A 17,058-nucleotide genomic window follows, 5' to 3' on the forward strand; every position below is an offset into this window, starting at 1 on the left:
ATCATAAGCAAGAAATATTAGGTTTAAAAGATGTAAGAGTTGGAGGAGAATATCTTACTAATGTAGCACTAAGTAAAGATACCATAGTAGGATTATCTCATACTCTAAACATAGGAGCGAGTAATAAATTAAGAGTAGCACGAAATAGTAGTGAATATGTAGGGGGAGATAAAACAATAGAGATAAATAATAATTTTTCTAGTAGTGTTGGTAGGGATTTACATCAAATTGTGAAAGGAGAGAAGCAAGAGCATATTGAGGGAAGTTTGACACAGAATATTCAACGAGAAATGTTTCTTCATATTCAGCAAAACTTCTCTACCAATGTCAAAGAAAATCTTGCCACTAATGCCAAATCGATGCAACATAATATAGAAGAACAATATTCACTTCAAGCCGACAATACTACACTAGAATTACAAAGCGATTGCTCCATACAGGCAGGAAATGAAATTACATGCAAAGTAGGTGAAACCACTATAACGATTTCGGGTGATAAAATAATCTTAAAAGCAGGTGGAGTTGAAGTAGTTATAAATTCCAATGGTTTAGTAGTAAAAGGTGGAGAGGTTAAGGGTGAGTAGAGAATCCAACAACCAAGAAAATATAAATCCCACAATGTTAAAATATAACAATGAGGCAAAACCCACAGAATCTATAAAGCGAGATTCTATAAAACAAACTTCTATAAACATAGAATCTACAATGCTAGAATCTAGCACACTAAAATCTAATTATTTAGAATCTAAAAAACCCAACGACACTAAAAACAACGAAACCAAAAACAAAGATAACATAAAGCTAGATTCTAATGGTGATGAGATGATTTGGGAGTTGGAAAAAAAAATTAATATATTCAATGCTCTATGGAGTTGGGGAATCTTGATTATTGTTTTATTGGCAGTGCTTTTTGTTTTCACATTGCTTCCCTTAAAATATAGTTTGGGATTTGCAACTTTTCTGATATTTGTCATTGGTGTGTTAGCAATTATTGGGATATTTTGTGATTTTTTTTATAAAACACTTAATATTAAAAAAATATATGCTACCAAGGACTATCTTGTCATTGAAAGATTGTTCAACAAAAATATAATGATTCCACTTGGAAGTTTTTATATAAGATTGACAGGTGAACCATCTCCGATTATTTTGGACAGTGTTGGTTGTTTTAGCTTTGTTTCTATTATCAATTTTCAACAGCAAAAAGAATTGTATAATTTTATATTACCGAGCATAAATCCGCTAAAATCCACGAATTTTAATTTACTAGAACAAATAATGATTCCAAAAATTGAATTATATCTTGCCAATATAGGCCAAGATGACTATGAAAAAATATCAATACAAGAACACCCAGAGATTATAGGCTCAAAGATTGATTTTGATAGGATAGATAAGATGAGAAAGGAAAAAGGCAATGGAAAATAAAAATATCTATAAAGGCTTAGAATGTTATTGCAATGAGTTTGAAAAGATTCCAATTTATAGGAGAAAGTTAGGAATGGCTGGAGTTACAGCGACCTATGGAGTGGCAATAGGAGAAAGTTATACAAGTTATAAACTTGATAAATATTTAGAATAAAGTGAGTAAGGAAAAATAATATGGGTGAAATTCATAGCAATACACAATTTTATAACAATGCAGTAAGCAATAATACAGCAAACAACAATAACACAGAATCTAAGAAGTTAGATTCTAAAACTCAAGAAAATAGAAAACTAGATTCTAATGGGGAAGAAATTGTGTGGGAGATGAAGAGAAGTTTTCATATTGGGAATAAAATATATCGTATCTATTTCCTTATAATTAGCATTATAGTATGTTCTATTATCACCTATACAATATTTTGGACAGCATCTCCACTTAATGGATTTCGAGGACTATTTTTAATTTTATTCGTGCTGGCTGTATATTATGTTTTTTTATCAGAAATCTTAGGACTATTTAATTTTAAAAGACTATATATTACTAACAATTATCTTATTATTGAAAAATATATTGGCAAAAAAGCAATACTTCAACTAGGAAGTTTTTACGCTCATTCCTCGAGACTTCCCACTAATCCTTCAAACCCAAAATTAACAAAAGATTTATGTCTTACATTTTTTTTACAAAATAAAGAATTTCGAATCGATGAATCAAATTTATCCTATGATAATACTACAGATGAATTAGCTAATAAATTAAATGTAATCTTTGAGCCATACATAACACAATATCTACTAAACTTAGATGAAAAACAATATTCAAAGGTTAAAAATGATACCTTCATCAAAAATGAAATTTCATACTTCAAAGAGATAGACAAACTAAGAGAGGAACAAACAAACAATGATTGAAAATAAAAATATTTATAAAGGCTTAGAGTGTAGTTGTAGTGAGTTTGAAAAGATTCCTATTCATAGGAGAGATTTAGGAATAGCTGGAGATATAGCACCTTATGCTTTTGCAATAGGAGAGGGTTATACAATCTATAAATTTAATCAATATGCCAAACAAGAGAATATAGGACAATGGGGGCAAAAATCAGCAAGAATAAATATTAAAATGAATGGAGGATTATTAAGTTTTTTACAAGCAATAATAGAGGGGAAATCTGGTGAGAGAGGATTAAAAGAAGCAGGAATTAGTGTTGCAAGCGGAATCTTTGCAGACAAGATTATTGACAACAAACTAGGCAACAAAATAATTGAAAATGCTACAAAACACACCCTTAACCAAACTAGCAAACTCGCCTCAAGCAGTGCCACTAGACTTGCTACTTCAAGGGTAGCTTCAAATATTGCAGTCAAAACAGGCGTATCTCTCCTAACTCGCATTGCCACAGGAGCAGCCACAGGTGCAGCAGTTGGTTCTACTGCACCTATTGTAGGCACAATAATAGGTGCAGTAGCAGGAGCATTAATAGCTGGAATGGTTAATGATTATATGTTTGCAGACGAAGACAAACAACTAGAAAAGGATAAAGCCCATAATGCAGAGATAGAGAGATTAGAAAAAGAATACAAACTAAAGATTGATAGAATCAATGATTATCTTATACGCAATCACTATATAGAGCTAAGAGAACTTACAGAAGCAGAATCTGAAGAACTCTGTAAAGAAGCAAGTAATCTTAAGAGTAGTTATTTTAAAACTATTATGCTTATGCAAAGCTTTCCTAATTACTTGGATAGAGATAAAGAGTTCTATGACACATTGCAGGTTAAAGAGTTAGATTCCAAGCAAGATTTGAAAGATAAAGATTTTAAAGACAGATATTCTAAAGAAGCAGAATCTAAAGAAACAAATAAGATAGAATCTAAACAATTACACATAAAACCCATAGCAGATTCTATACCTCTTACTATAGAGATAGAGAAATGCCATAATGGTATAAGTGGGAATCTCCTAGGAAATACAACAATATATATTTATAATCATAGATTTAAAAGAGTGGTAGCTAAAGGCAAAAGTGATAATAACGGAAAGCTTATAGTGCATAATGTCTATGTAGGGAAAGAAGATATTGTAGATAAATTAAGCTTTATTACTGATAGAGATAACTTTGATGAGAGGGTGGCGTAAATGAGTGAGAAACAAGAAAAAAATGCAGAATCTAAAAAGCTAGATTCTAATGGTGATGAGATTGTGTGGGAGTTGAAACAAAATATAACTATCCTATTTCTCTTGGGTTATTTATTCTACTTATCTATGATATTTGGATTTATGTATATTCTTATTATCTACATGATTCCAAATATTATTCATGATTGGAAACCAATATTTATTTCCTTATTTTTAATTTATGGAATTATATGTTTAAGTCGAGAAATATATTATTCTTTAAATCTTAAAACAATGTATATCACAAAAGATAACCTATTTATCAAAAAATATTTAGGACAGGATTTAGAATTAGTATTAAAGGATTGCATAATATTTACACGAATGGTAACTGGTGCGGTAAATATTGCGGGAGTTTCTACTTGTGAAATTAATACCATAAACAATCACTCAACCTTATATATTTTTCTTGAATCAAGCAGCAATAATATTGAAGAGACTAACATTTTACTAAAACCTTTTATCATCAATCATCTGCTAAATTGCAATGAAAAATCATATAATCAATTTAAAATTTACTATAGCAGGGAAGACATTCGATATCAATACAACATTGATTATGATGCAATTGATATTCTACGCAAGGAAAAAGACAATGGAAAATAATACTAAACAATGTGATACCTCAATGTATAAAACTCTGTGTGTTTGCTCTACTGAATTTGAGAAAATTCCAATTCATAGGCAGGAATTGGGAATGGCTGGAAGTGTAGAGTTAATTATGAACTAGATAATAGATAAAAGGAAACTTAAATGGAAAATATAGGTAATGATAAAGAATTCCTAAAGCTCCAATCCAACAACCAAAAACATATAAATCCTACAATGTTAGAATCTAACAATGAGACAAAACCCACAGAATCTATAAAGCGAGATTCTATACAAGAAACTTCTATAAGCACAGAATCTAACAAACTAGAATCTAAAAAACCAACCGACACTAAAAACAAAGACAATATAAAGCTAGATTCTAATGGTGATGAGATTATTTGGCAAATACAATATGATATTCCAATTATCAACAGTATTATTTCTTGGGGACTTAGGATTAGCTGGGTTACATTGCTTTGTTATTTTTTCAGCTTGGGCTTAATGAAATACATGGAACAATATGAACAATATAGCAAAATGGAGTGGTATAAACAAGCTGTAATTATTGGGCTTGGAATCGTGTTTGCAATACTAATATGGAATCTCTTAATTGTTATTTTACAAACCTTAAATCTTAAAACTATTTATGCCACAAATGACAATTTGATTATCCAAAAGTATTTTGGTAAAAATATGGCATTGTCGCTTGGAAGCTTTTATGTCGTATTTAAAACACTTTATCGTGCTTTTGAAACAGAATATGCAATAATTCGGACTTTCGATGGTTCTACATCTTTTACCTTTGGAATAGCCAAAAATCACAAAAATTTTAGGGCACACGGCATAAAAAACATTGAAGAATTAGAAAAGATTCTAAAACCAAAAATTGAAAAATATCTTATAACTTTGGAGGAAAGATATTTTCAAGATTTCCTATCATTTGATTATCAGTATATTCACGGAGGTTTTGGGAACATCATGTTATTGGATATGGAAAATATCTTGCGATTAAGAAAGGAAACCGATTGTGGAAAATAGCGAACAATATAAAACAATTTTGGATATTTATACAGGATTACAGGTATGTACACCACCAAACTTTAAGGAATTGCCTACACCTTTAAATGATTTTGGATTAGGGGGAAAAACTACAACATATAGCATAACTGTGTTAGGAGCTTATTCTAGCGAAGTTTTAGGGCAATATATGCAAAAGCAAGGCGCTTTAGATGGCATAAAGACTTTTTATAAATATAAGCTAATGGGAAATTTTGGAATATTTTCCTATCTTTATAAGAAATCAGAGGGAAAATCTAATGAAAGGGCTGTTGGGGAAGTTATATTTGAAACAAGCGTTGGAATTGGTGTAGATTCTGTTATAAAGCATCGGCATATGATACAGCAAGGAGCTAGAAAGATTGTTGTAAAAACTGCCACAAAAGTTGGTATTAGTTTAGGTAGTCGAATTTTGGCTGGTGCTACTACTGGTGCAGTTGTTGGTTCGTCTGCCCCTATCATTGGGACTATAGTGGGTGCTGTTGCTGGAGCTTTTTTGGCAGGTGTTGCTGAAGATTTCTTTTTCAGTGAGGGTTGGTTTGAGGACAAAGAAAAGACAAAAGAAATGCAAAAACAAGAGATAGAAAATAGACTCTATAAAATCTATATAACCAAAATAAACCAGATAGGAGATTACCTTTTGAGACATAAATATGCAGAAAAAAGAATATTAAAAGGCTATGAATCCGAGGAAATTTGTCGCTCTATCAATAATCCTAACGAATCCTACTTCAAAACAATCCTCTTAATGCAAAGCTTTCCTAATTACTTGGATATAGATAAAGAGTTCTATGAAACATTGCAAGAAAAAGCGTTAGATTCTAAGAAAGAATCTAAAGAGACAAATAAGACAGAATCTAAACAATTACACATCAAACCCATAGCAGATTCTATACCTCTTACTATAGAGATAGAGAAATGCCATAATGGTATAAGTGGGAATCTCCTAAGAAATACAACAATATATATTTATAATCATAGATTTAAAAGAGTGGTAGCTAAAGGCAAAAGTGATAATAACGGAAAGCTTATAGTGCATAATGTCTATGTAGGGAAAGAAGATACTATAGATAAATTAAGCTTTATTCCTGATAGAAATAACTTTGATGAAAGTAACTTTGAATTAAGTCTTAATCAATATGAGAGCTTTACAAATATACAAAAGAAACATAAAAGCACAAAAGAATTAAAACTCTTACAAGCTTATTTTAGCTTTAATGGTTCAAAACTAAGCCTTGAATATGAATATGAGGTATCTAATCTCAAAGCAAATATCTACAAAGATACTATAGAACTAATCCCTACACATAATCTCAAGGATACAAGGTTTAGACAATATATCAAATATGCTTATATGGTATTTGATATAACTGATAGCAATATAGATGAGAAAACAAGCAATATCACTATTGCAAACAGAGCAATGCTAGGACTAAAGAATCTGGGGAATAGTGGGAATAATAAGTATGAGATAAGAGAGAGTTGGCGAGAGAAAATAGTTATATTCTTTGCTTACTTTGATAAACAAGAAAAAACACCTTTCTTTAAGGCATTATTTATTCATAAACCTATTGTGATTTTAGACTTAGGTAATAGTGGTGCAATACCATTAGAATACGAACAAAATAGTATGAAAAGGGTGGATATAGTTTATGATATTATCCAAATGATAGAGGCTAGACTAAAAAATATAGCAACTCTTATAAAATTACAAAAAAATAGTGATGAGATAATAGGTTTGGATGAGAGGGTAAGGAAAGTTAATGCCATAAAACAAAACACACAAAGTAAGAATTTACTCTTTCTATCACTTCATATTGATAGTGAAGCGACAAAGAGTGCTAGTGGAATGCGGTGTTTTTACAATGATAAAGCATATGCAGAACAAGAAAAAAGATTTATTAAGCACCTAAAAGAAATATATCCTGTAACAAATAATACTTACTTTGAAAACAAATCTAATCTCTATCTTACAAAATTTGTCAATGTGGCTTCAGTGCTTGTAACACTTGGCTTTATAAGCAATGATGACGACAAAGCGAGATTAAATAATAAAACTCAAAGAAAAGCAATAGCTAATAAATTATTCTTAGCTATTAGTAACTATCTCCGTAAAAACAATAAATAATATTCGCAAGTAATAGCAGTGGTTTTTTGCATTGCCTAGAATTGGAGATGAAGTCATAATCTCTTTCTTAGATAATGATATAGATAAGCCATTTATATCTGGAAGTTTATATAATACAACTAATCCTAGCCTAATACATAATCCCCTAGATTCCCATAAGACTTCCTTATCAAGTAGAACAATAAACTTAACAAATATAAGAAGCTTAATAAGCCAAACAAATTCATCAAAACCAACAAGCTTAACACAAACAACAGCTACAACAAATTCTTGAACATATCAGATTTATAAGCATTAACAAATTTATTAAGCATAACATAATTAATAAAATTGTACCAATAGATTCACTAAACCAAGCAGATTCATCACAAACAGAGCATTCAAACACAGCAAACATCATTGAACAAGGTTATAATGAACTTACCCTATCAAATATAAAAGATAATGAAGAAATCTATGTAAGAGCACAAAAAGACTATAATGAATATATAAAACATAATTTCTCTCAAACCATACAAAACAATAAAGATTCTAAAGTAAAAGGAAGTTACACAGAATCTATTACTAAATATCATAAGCAAGAAATATTAGGTTTAAAAGATGTAAGAGTTGGAGCAGAATATCTTACTAATGTAGCACTAAGTAAAGATACCATAGTAGGATTAAGTAATACTCTAAATGTAGGAGCTAGTAATAAACTAAGAGTGGCTAAGGATAGTAGTGAGTATGTTGGGGGAGATAAGGAAGTGGAGATAGATAATAATCTTTCTAGTAATATTGGTGGGGATTTACATCAAGTTGTGAAAGGAGAGAAGCAAGAACATATTGAGGGAAGTTTGACACAAAATGTGGCAAAGGATATAAGGGTTAGCACTGATGATGAGTTTGCTGTTAATTCTGCAAATAATTTAGTGTTGGACACTAAAGATTCTATGTCTCTTACTGCGACAAAACATTTAAGATTGGAAGCCGACTCATCTAATGTGGAAATAGCAACGGATTATAGTGTAGAATCTGGCAATCAAATAACTCATCAAGTGGGCGAGACTACCATAACAGCTACTTCAGATTCTGTAATAATAAAGGCAGGTGGAGTAGAAGTAATTATAGATTCTAATGGTTTAGTGGTAAAAGGCGGAGAGGTTAAGAGTGAGTGAGAGAAAATAAAAGGAGCAAAAATGAAAATAATACCATTACTATTATGTAGTCTTATAGGCTATGTTTGGAGTATATCGATACAAGATAATGCAAAATCTACAACGCAAAGCATTGTATCGCTAGATTCTGTATTGCAAAACCTTATCACTAAAGCCAAGTTAGATTCTCTAAATGACTTAACACAAGAGGAATGCAAAAACCTAAGTCACACCTACAATGTGCCACAAGATTCACAAAATGAGGAATCTTATAGTGAGGAGCAGAGCTGCTACTATGCGGCAATACAAAATCTCAAAGCCGCTACTGCAGAACTTATGGCTAAAAAACGCATAGCCACTGATATGCATTCACTAGATTCTATCTTGCAGTATAAAATCATGGCTTTTTTAAGCACCACAAATTTGCAATCTTTACCACGCAGTGTGCTCGGCTTTGAAGTGTCTTATCCCTTGCAAGATGTAGAAAATGTATGCCATCGCCTTGATGGTTTGGAGTTCGAGGCAAGTTGTAATCTGTATATGCAGATTTTTGATGAGCTGGCACACTATGTCGCACAAGAGCAGAATCTCCCACAAAAAGCGATACAAGATTATCGCAAAGCCTTTGAGACACGCACGCAAAATGCCCTTGAGATTCTGGCACAAGAATCGCCCGATATGCCTTAAGGAATGCAATGTTACTAGCAGATGATTTTAAAAATGTGATTACAATGATGCTATTCGGAAATAAAGACAAAAATCAAGCAATACCAATACCTAAAGATGCACAAGGTAGGGTATTGGGGAATGGCTATCTCTACACTGATGTATTGGAATCTAATAAAGAAAACCCAACAATCAAACCATTTCAAAAGGACAGCAAATATAGAATAACAAGCACCTTTGGCAGGAGGTCGGATTTAAAAAACAGAGAACCACACTCTGGCATAGATATATGCTTTTCACAAAGCTTTTCAATGGGGGAATTTACCTATAAAAAGCCACCATTATTTTCACCAATAGATGGGCAAATTATTTTTAATGAAAAGTCTTCTTTAAACTCTGTGTATATCATTGATAAAGATAAAAATAAACACGGATTGCTTCATATGGATGTCGTATTTGTCCAAAATGGGCAAAAAATCAAACAAGGGGATTTGGTAGGAATTATCGGTGGTATCGGTAAGTCTTTATCTAATATAGATAATCAGCAAGTTAATATCATTTATGATAATGTGCTGAAACTTCAAGAAGTGGATTATTTTCAAGCATTCATTGATTTTTTAAAAAATGATTTTGCTTTTTTGGAAAAAATAACAGATGATATACAAATGCAAAAAGCTCAAGAGCTCATTAATAAAAAGTGGCAAGAAAGCATTACAAAACAACACAAGCCATATATAGACACATTGCATAAAAATGGTATCCAAGCTATACATCTTAATACACTTTTAAAACTTATGGAACGCAAGGATTTAGGAGATAAAAAAGAGCAAATAATAAAAAATGAAATTATTAGACATCTAAGAAATAAATTTGCTATCCATTTGCATTATCAAATACAAGATTCTAAAGATAGACTACTTAATCCAGCAGTATTTTGGAATACAGCTTATAAGATAAAAGAAACACATTGTGATGAGCAAGAAGCAATCATTCAAACAGATGGTTTGAATAAAATTTATGAATATAGTTATGATAAAAATTCTAATTTATTAGAGATAAAAACACCAAAGGGCAGACGCTTTTTCCCTTACTTTACTTCTGAAAAATATTATACGCTCCACAATCCAAACACAATAAAAGAAAACTTAGGATTATATTATACCGCTAAAGATGTTGATTCTAGGGAGTTTAGAATCTGTGAATATTTCTTACAAGAAAAAGAAAAACTCAAACAACAAATTTTGCTATATAGGAGATATAAAAATGGGAAAATAGATTCTAAAAATAAAGACCAACAAGATTCGTATAATAATTGGTTTCAAGTGATTTCAGGAACTGCTAATTTTAAAAAGGTAGATGTAGAGCTAGAGCTAATGTATTATCAATGGTATAAAAGAAATGGTATATTAGGACAAGCACCAGAGCAAAAAACAGAGAATCCAAATGGCACAGTAACAATTAGCCTTACTCTTAGCAATCAGCAGGGTTTGTTGCAAAATACCCCCATTTATATTTATTCGTATTTTCACCATAAGATTTATGAGAGCAAAACTGATGAATATGGATTGTTGTGTTTTTGCCTATCATTTGAAGAAAGCAATAAAAGTTTTACCCTTGCCTTACACTGCCACAAAGAATTTTTCAATATGGATACTTCTAGTATGGTAGGTAATATAACTAAGATAACCCTTGCTCCTAGCCATATACAAGGTAAAGAATATATTGGGCATAAAACAATACAAGACTTCCCCAAACAAGAATCTAAATCAAACACCAAAGCTGAAGTAATACAAAATATGCCTTATGAATATTATTTTGATAGGAGGAAGCAATGAGAGGCAACTTTTCTACCAAACAGATAAGCAGCTCACAGAGAGTGTGGATTCTAAATATAGTGAAATAACAACAGACTATGAAGTGAATGCAGGCAACCAAATCCTCCACCAAGTAGGCGATACCCAAATCATTGCTAAGGGAGACTCTGTTATAATAAAAGCAGGTGGAGTTGAAGTAGTTATAGATTCTAATGGACTTGTAGTTAAAGGTGGGGAGATTAAGAGTGAATGAAAAATAAAGATAACAAAAGCAATACAATCTTTGGATAATTTCATATAAATTTCATATAATATAAAGAACAACTAATGAAGTGAGACAATAGATGGTAAAAACACAGCAATTAAAAGTCAAAGTGTATCTTGAGGATGCTTTCACTCCTGTAAATGGCGTAAAAATAACACTTATTCCGCTGCATGTTAAAGACTCCACAACACCCGAGAATGAACAGCAAGAACAAATTTCTAAAAATGGAGAAGTAATCTTTACTCTTCCTATTAATGCTAACCAATTTAGATTTGAAGTTTTTGATGAAAGATTTTATAGAAAAGCGAAAAATGATGTAGCGAGAATTACAAATAGCTACAATAATACAAATAATACAATTTCTCTTAATCTCTTATCTAAGCCTAGCCTATATTTCAATGGGAAAGAACTCTATATAAATAATGGCAATCAAGTGATAGATTATTTTAGGGCTTATAGTGGAAATGCTTTAAGCATAAAAGAAAAAGAAAGCTTAAAAGAGCAATATGGATATGAAAACTTTGTAAGTTATAAAGAAAAAGAGAATGCTATTTCTTATTTTTGTTTGGATAAAGGATGGCAAAAAGAGAAAGATAAAGGAGCAATACCAGAAGGAATCTACTACATAGATATAAACAAAAGCACAGACAATAAACAAAGCGGCATAAGAACATACAATAATGCTTGGTATTCTCTCTCAAGAACTAAAGAAGGTGAAAAGCAATGGGGTAAATATAATATCCCTATCTATACAGATAAAGACTGCACTAACACTACAGAATCTAGCACAAAAAGACAAGGTTTCTATATTCATGGAGGAGAAAGCTATGGAGATAATGGAGGGATAGACTTAGCTAAAGAAATAAATGGCTTTATAGCTTCCATACAGAGATTTGCAATCAAGCCTTAATGAGTAATACTAAGAATCTAATAATACAATTCCAATAACACTTCTAGTAGAATATACTCATATTCTCTCTAACACAGATTTGCAATCTATCGATTTACACAGGGAGATTCAAAGAGCAGATGATATAAAAAAACACAGAGTAGCACTCACTGCTAATTATACTAAGCCAGATTCTATGAGTGAAGAAAGCTTTAATGCACAAAAGCAACAAACCTATTGGGTATATAAAGAACTCTCACAAACAGAGGAGTATAATACCGATACTATCTTACTAAGTGAACTACAATTCTTTAAAAGAAACAATCAAAAACACAGAGGTGAACAAATAGAAATTAATCTCATAGAACACCAATGGCATAGCTATAATAAACAAATCATAGTCTTTGCTTTTAGCCCTAAGGATATACTACAAAATGAGAATGGGGAAGAAGTGTTAAAGAAGCCTAAATATAAAATCATTACAAGAGGTTTTCGATACGATATGCTAAAAAGAGTGTTTAATGGGATTAATTATGCGATATTAGAAACCACGCCCACCACACAAGCACAAAGAAATCAACACAATGAAGTAAATGCTAAAGTGCAAAAACTAAAAGATATGGTAAATGAGCTTAATAGACTCCATGCTGATAATGAACCTATGTTTGTGCATTATAAGCTTGATACTAGGGCAAGAATAGAGCATTTCTTTGCACAAGCTAGAGCAGAATGTGGAAATACATTGGCTTTAGAAGAAAATATTACTAGAGAGCGTACAAATCTAAAGTATAATAGTAATCGCTGGTTAAGCAATAGACCCAACACAGATGATGGCTATAACTTTAGAGGTAGAGGATTGTTACATATCACAGGTAGAGGCTCAATAGAGCAGGGACGCAATGAGGGCTATACAGGGTTTAATCAAAGGGTTACTAATCCATTGTATGGTGGCTTACAAAATAGGGACTTTGTTAATAATGCTAATAATAGAGACTCTTTGGCTAATAATGGCTTAGAGGCTTTACTTGCTGGTATATATGTATGGAAAACTCTCATTTCAAGAGAAACACGAACACATCTATACGATATAGCTAATGCACAGGATAGCATTAGCCCCACTCCCACAGGAGTAGCTAATATACCCAATCTTAGCAATAACTTACGCCTTATCTCCCAAAGGATAAATGGTGGAAATAATGGTTTATCTAACAGACAAGATTCTCTCAATCACATTAGAACCCAAAGGATATTTGATGACTTTGAATAAAAGCTTATATATTTTTGTTGTATCATCGATACTTAATTTGTTCTTAAATCTCTCTCATGCTTTAAGCATAGATGATTTGAGATACCAGGTGTGAAGCCTAGCTTTGATTGCATGAAAGCTAAGAGCGGTGATGAAAAAGCTATTTGTAGCGATGGTATCGGTATGGCTTTTAATGGAATACCTCTAATCGATAATTTTTATGCAAGTTATTATAAGATTATCATTAAAGAAATTAACTATAGCGACAAACAAAGAATCAAAAATATCTCATTACAAATGCTAAAGCAACGCAGACAATGCCCATCAAAACTGCATTTTCACGATAACTTCAGCAAAGAGGCGTTTGATAGAGAAAATGAGAAACTAATCAAAGAGGGTTACGATCCTATTGATTTAAGGAATCTTAGCAGCGGATATGCAAGTGTTTTGATGATGAATTGTTATGAATCTGTGTATCTCAAAGCCTTACGAGAAATTACAGAATTTATTTATACTCACCCGCAATATAAGTATATTTTTGAGCAAATCTTTTATCCCAATCCTAACAAATATTATCACCTCATAATGACAAAAAATACAATATCCCCTATGAACTAAGAGATTTTGATGCAGAGATGATAGGAGAGATTATCGATGAAGCCATAAAAGATGGATTGATAGAATCTAATGGAGCGTTAAAAGTGCGAATATAATGTATTTTGTATCTATAATACTTGAAAGAGAAAGAATATTGATAGGGTATTTAGTAAAAATTCTTAAGCCTTTTATTGTCTCTATAGAGCGTACGATTTTATTTGATTAATGGTGGATACAATAATTTACCAGAAAGACAACAAACATACACAAGGATAAAAAATGCTGAAATATTTAAAGATTTTGAATAAATTTTATATTGTATTTATTTTGGTCTCAAGCCTCAATGCCTTAAGCCTTGAAGAAATGTTGCAACAAGATAACATTAAGCCTAGCTTTGATTGTGATTTGCCAAAACTTTCAGAATCTGAAATGGATATATGTGGTGGTGTGGGCATGATACCTGCTTCTTATTTTGCCATTATTGATAATTTCTATTCAAGTTATTATAAAGCAGTAATCAAACATATAGATTTAAAAGATAAAACAATCATTAAAAATATTTCTTTAACAATGCTTAAAGAGCGAGGTAAGGTATGCCCAAATACAAAGTTTGACGATAATGTAAGCTCTGGATTAAATTCTGCATTAGCCGCACAATGTTATTACTATCCATACAACAAAGCCCTGCGAGAAATCACAGAGTTTATTTATAATAATCCTAAATATAAAAATATTTTTGAACAAATCTTTTATCCGAATCCAAAAGGTTATTACCAACTCATAATGAATAAGAAACCACTAAATCCAGACTCTCCATTTGATGATGATGCCGAAGTGATATTTGATGTAATTGACAAAGCCGCTAAGGATAATCTCTTAGAATCTAATGGGGCGTTAAAAAAGCATGAGTGAAACCTATTTTTTGTTAAGACTAATACTGATACTAGGGCTAGTGTAGATTCTGTAACAAGAATCATCAATCGATATACCGATAGCTATCAAGCAAGAAAATACATTATGAAAGGCTTTAGAAGCAAATCACAAAAGATTGCAACAAAACCAAGCAAATTTTACAAAAAGACAATGCCAATATTACAAAGCGATATTTATAGTATAAGATTAACTAGGAATTAATGGGAAAGAACAAATGTCAAATAAAGAAAACACCCGAGAGTATAGTAAAGATACATTAAGAATACAGATTGTAGATTTTAAAGACAATCCTATTGAGGATGCGGAAGTTATTTTATTGGCTATGGGGCAAAGAGAAGGACAAAAGATTGCTTTACCAGATAAAACAAATTCTCAAGGAGAAACTCTTTTTAATATCCAAGAACACATTAAAAATATCAATAGATTTGAAATTACAATCAATCGCCCAGATTATTATTCATACCCTATAAACCGCAATAGGAAAATATGTAGAAGTTATGAGTATGGACATTTATGTGTAGAAAGTTTTGCTAAGATACCTACATTTTATTTTAATGGTAAAATGCTCAATATATCTCAATGTCCAAATCCTACTAAGAAATATGCTTTGAAAAATCTACTAAATCAAGATTCTAATAATCAAACACAAAAAGAATACTATATACAATTACAAGAAAATTCAATACATTTTAAAATTTATAAAGATGAGAATCTCACACAAGAAAGTGAGTATGTTTTATATTTAGATTCCAATCAAACAACAACGCAATCTAAAGAGAACAAGAATCTACACTTTGATAATGATGATACTTTAAAGAAATTTCAAAAAGAGATAGAGTCTATTACAAAAATGAATGAGAAAAAGGGTAATATACAATCTATACATAAGTTTATTATTGATTATGATGTGCCATTCGCATTTTTAAATAAAGATGCAGGCAGGGTTAATATTACTGATTTACCTTATTCTAGCATTAGTCAAGAAGTTCTAGCAAACAAACTAGAATCCAATAAACTTTATATTGTAAAATCTTGGTTTAATGGACAAGTAGTAGAAATAGATGATGTTCGTCCAATATCATTACAAACTATGGATATAATTAACCGCAAGGATATGAGTAGAAATCCCTTAATATATAAAGCATTAGATAAACTCATTGAGGATTATAAAGTTTATAAAGATAATTTTCCACAAGATTATTATGTGGAGTTTGGGAGGTATATAACTGAAGAAAGCATTAAATTTCATTCATCTTTATATGAAAATCATTATACACAACAATCCAATATTGTTAATATCGTTAATTACTCCATTGGTTTTTGGCGTAGGTATTTAGACAATAATTACAAAAAGGAGTGGGCAGAAGGAGGTGCGGCTATCTTCCATCTTTATGAAAACTATGTGCCTAAATATAATGGTGATGAGAATGGATTGGATAAGGTGTTGCATTTTTTAGAAAGTGCTAGATTGTGTTTTATGAAAAGTGCCCCTCAATCTCTTATCGGTGGATATATAGTAGAAGTTGGAGATTGGTTAAAGCAAAAAGGTGGTGGGAAAGGAACAGGGTTTGACAAAGGCGATATAGCAGCCAATAAAAAAGGCATAAAGTATGGGAACGAACTTAGAATAAGATATGGGAAAATCATATAATGAAAAGGAAACTTAAGATATTTGGGATTATTTTTATAACACTACTTATGCCTTTTGCTATGGAGTTTGCAAATTTCATTATTATTTTTTCATTGCGATATAGATTTGAGATTACAAATGATTCAATGCCTTTTGTAATACATTTAATCGGGCTTATTTTATTATTTGTTTTTTTGTGGATTATTTTTATAAAAACAAAAGAGAAATATTTAGTAGATGCTTATATAGCTGGTATATGTTTCATTTCTATATTTATAGGAATGTCTTTTTTTGCTATTGGCACACAAGTTTATCCTCATCTTTCATCTTATTGATAAAATGATAAATTCTCCTGATTGCTGTCCTTGATATATAGAAATAGATATGAAAATTGCAAGTAACTTTTCTGGCTTTTATCATACACCAAGAATTGGAGATGAAGTTATAATCTCTTTCTTAGATAATGATATAGATAAGCCATTTATATCTGGAAGTTTATA

At 31.2% G+C, this 17,058-nt stretch carries 18 protein-coding genes and 2 pseudogenes; all 20 read left to right on the top strand.

From position 1 onward, the window contains the following. Positions 1–584, top strand: a pseudogene (locus T368_RS15915) (bacteriophage T4 gp5 trimerisation domain-containing protein); the annotation flags it as partial. A gap of 121 nt (positions 585–705) precedes the next feature. Beyond that, complete coding sequence (locus T368_RS0108775) at positions 706–1,428, top strand: hypothetical protein (protein WP_138160998.1); 723 nt, start codon at positions 706–708, stop codon at positions 1,426–1,428. Next, positions 1,418–1,582 carry a hypothetical protein gene (locus tag T368_RS15555; RefSeq protein ID WP_004084747.1) on the top strand — a complete coding sequence of 55 codons (165 nt, stop codon included), beginning with the start codon at positions 1,418–1,420 and terminating at the stop codon, positions 1,580–1,582. Before T368_RS0108775 ends, T368_RS15555 begins: the two co-directional genes overlap by 11 nt. A 20-nt stretch (positions 1,583–1,602) precedes the next feature. After that, the gene (locus tag T368_RS0108785; RefSeq protein ID WP_004084748.1) at positions 1,603–2,340 is read left to right on the top strand and encodes a hypothetical protein; all 738 of its coding nucleotides are present in this window, start codon (positions 1,603–1,605) and stop codon (positions 2,338–2,340) included. Beyond that, complete coding sequence (locus T368_RS13745) at positions 2,333–3,568, top strand: glycine zipper domain-containing protein (protein ID WP_004084749.1); 1,236 nt, start codon at positions 2,333–2,335, stop codon at positions 3,566–3,568. The genes T368_RS0108785 and T368_RS13745 overlap by 8 nt, the downstream gene beginning before the upstream one ends. Next, a complete protein-coding gene (locus T368_RS0108795) occupies positions 3,569–4,213 on the top strand; it encodes a hypothetical protein (protein ID WP_004084750.1) in 645 nt (214 codons plus the stop codon). Between the two features lie 147 nt (positions 4,214–4,360). Continuing rightward, complete coding sequence (locus tag T368_RS0108805) at positions 4,361–5,236, top strand: hypothetical protein (RefSeq protein WP_004084753.1); 876 nt, start codon at positions 4,361–4,363, stop codon at positions 5,234–5,236. Beyond that, positions 5,226–7,382, top strand: a complete 2,157-nt coding sequence (locus T368_RS0108810; protein WP_004084755.1) for an N-acetylmuramoyl-L-alanine amidase — start codon at positions 5,226–5,228, stop codon at positions 7,380–7,382. The genes T368_RS0108805 and T368_RS0108810 overlap by 11 nt, the downstream gene beginning before the upstream one ends. A 31-nt stretch (positions 7,383–7,413) precedes the next feature. Then, entirely contained in the window at positions 7,414–7,656 is a 243-nt protein-coding gene (locus T368_RS16770; protein ID WP_034576387.1) for a phage baseplate assembly protein V, read from the top strand. Positions 7,657–7,780: 124 nt separating this feature from the next. Next, positions 7,781–8,074: pseudogene (locus T368_RS17415) on the top strand (bacteriophage T4 gp5 trimerisation domain-containing protein); the annotation flags it as partial. Between the two features lie 12 nt (positions 8,075–8,086). Next, on the top strand, positions 8,087–8,539 hold the full coding sequence (locus T368_RS16775) for a hypothetical protein (RefSeq protein ID WP_004084757.1): 453 nt from the start codon (positions 8,087–8,089) through the stop codon (positions 8,537–8,539). 21 nt (positions 8,540–8,560) lie between these two features. Then, positions 8,561–9,205 carry a hypothetical protein gene (locus T368_RS0108820; protein WP_004084758.1) on the top strand — a complete coding sequence of 215 codons (645 nt, stop codon included), beginning with the start codon at positions 8,561–8,563 and terminating at the stop codon, positions 9,203–9,205. 8 nt (positions 9,206–9,213) lie between these two features. Next, complete coding sequence (locus T368_RS0108825; RefSeq protein ID WP_004084760.1) at positions 9,214–11,019, top strand: M23 family metallopeptidase; 1,806 nt, start codon at positions 9,214–9,216, stop codon at positions 11,017–11,019. Continuing rightward, on the top strand, positions 10,988–11,251 hold the full coding sequence (locus T368_RS0108830) for a hypothetical protein (RefSeq protein WP_004084762.1): 264 nt from the start codon (positions 10,988–10,990) through the stop codon (positions 11,249–11,251). The genes T368_RS0108825 and T368_RS0108830 overlap by 32 nt, the downstream gene beginning before the upstream one ends. 91 nt (positions 11,252–11,342) lie before the next feature. After that, positions 11,343–12,173, top strand: coding sequence for a hypothetical protein (locus T368_RS16780; RefSeq protein ID WP_004084764.1), 831 nt, complete (start codon positions 11,343–11,345; stop codon positions 12,171–12,173). A gap of 79 nt (positions 12,174–12,252) precedes the next feature. After that, entirely contained in the window at positions 12,253–13,419 is a 1,167-nt protein-coding gene (locus tag T368_RS0108840; protein ID WP_004084765.1) for a hypothetical protein, read from the top strand. A gap of 111 nt (positions 13,420–13,530) precedes the next feature. After that, on the top strand, positions 13,531–14,016 hold the full coding sequence (locus T368_RS0108850) for a hypothetical protein (RefSeq protein ID WP_138160914.1): 486 nt from the start codon (positions 13,531–13,533) through the stop codon (positions 14,014–14,016). A 258-nt stretch (positions 14,017–14,274) separates the two neighbouring features. Next, positions 14,275–14,907: a hypothetical protein gene (locus T368_RS0108855; protein WP_004084769.1), complete on the top strand. Its 633-nt coding sequence runs from the start codon at positions 14,275–14,277 to the stop codon at positions 14,905–14,907. Between the two features lie 235 nt (positions 14,908–15,142). Beyond that, positions 15,143–16,579, top strand: coding sequence for a hypothetical protein (locus T368_RS0108865; protein WP_004084771.1), 1,437 nt, complete (start codon positions 15,143–15,145; stop codon positions 16,577–16,579). A 363-nt stretch (positions 16,580–16,942) separates the two neighbouring features. Further along, positions 16,943–17,058 (top strand): phage baseplate assembly protein V (locus tag T368_RS16785; RefSeq protein ID WP_248646239.1); only part of this gene is annotated, 116 nt, incomplete at its 3' end.

This window comes from Helicobacter bilis ATCC 51630, from assembly GCF_000686565.1.
In the GTDB taxonomy this organism is placed as follows: Bacteria; Campylobacterota; Campylobacteria; order Campylobacterales; family Helicobacteraceae; genus Helicobacter_A; species Helicobacter_A bilis.

What these genes read in the sequence shown, in the direction of transcription:
- T368_RS0108775 (WP_138160998.1), top strand. Translation starts at nt 706, where the DNA reads ATGCTAGAATCTAGCACACTAAAATCTAATTATTTAGAATCTAAAAAA.
- T368_RS15555 (WP_004084747.1), top strand. Translation starts at nt 1,418, where the DNA reads ATGGAAAATAAAAATATCTATAAAGGCTTAGAATGTTATTGCAATGAG.
- T368_RS0108785 (WP_004084748.1), top strand. Translation starts at nt 1,603, where the DNA reads ATGGGTGAAATTCATAGCAATACACAATTTTATAACAATGCAGTAAGC.
- T368_RS13745 (WP_004084749.1), top strand. Translation starts at nt 2,333, where the DNA reads ATGATTGAAAATAAAAATATTTATAAAGGCTTAGAGTGTAGTTGTAGT.
- T368_RS0108795 (WP_004084750.1), top strand. Translation starts at nt 3,569, where the DNA reads ATGAGTGAGAAACAAGAAAAAAATGCAGAATCTAAAAAGCTAGATTCT.
- T368_RS0108805 (WP_004084753.1), top strand. Translation starts at nt 4,361, where the DNA reads ATGGAAAATATAGGTAATGATAAAGAATTCCTAAAGCTCCAATCCAAC.
- T368_RS0108820 (WP_004084758.1), top strand. Translation starts at nt 8,561, where the DNA reads ATGAAAATAATACCATTACTATTATGTAGTCTTATAGGCTATGTTTGG.
- T368_RS0108825 (WP_004084760.1), top strand. Translation starts at nt 9,214, where the DNA reads ATGTTACTAGCAGATGATTTTAAAAATGTGATTACAATGATGCTATTC.
- T368_RS0108830 (WP_004084762.1), top strand. Translation starts at nt 10,988, where the DNA reads ATGAATATTATTTTGATAGGAGGAAGCAATGAGAGGCAACTTTTCTAC.
- T368_RS16780 (WP_004084764.1), top strand. Translation starts at nt 11,343, where the DNA reads ATGGTAAAAACACAGCAATTAAAAGTCAAAGTGTATCTTGAGGATGCT.
- T368_RS0108850 (WP_138160914.1), top strand. Translation starts at nt 13,531, where the DNA reads ATGAAAGCTAAGAGCGGTGATGAAAAAGCTATTTGTAGCGATGGTATC.
- T368_RS0108855 (WP_004084769.1), top strand. Translation starts at nt 14,275, where the DNA reads ATGCTGAAATATTTAAAGATTTTGAATAAATTTTATATTGTATTTATT.
- T368_RS0108865 (WP_004084771.1), top strand. Translation starts at nt 15,143, where the DNA reads ATGTCAAATAAAGAAAACACCCGAGAGTATAGTAAAGATACATTAAGA.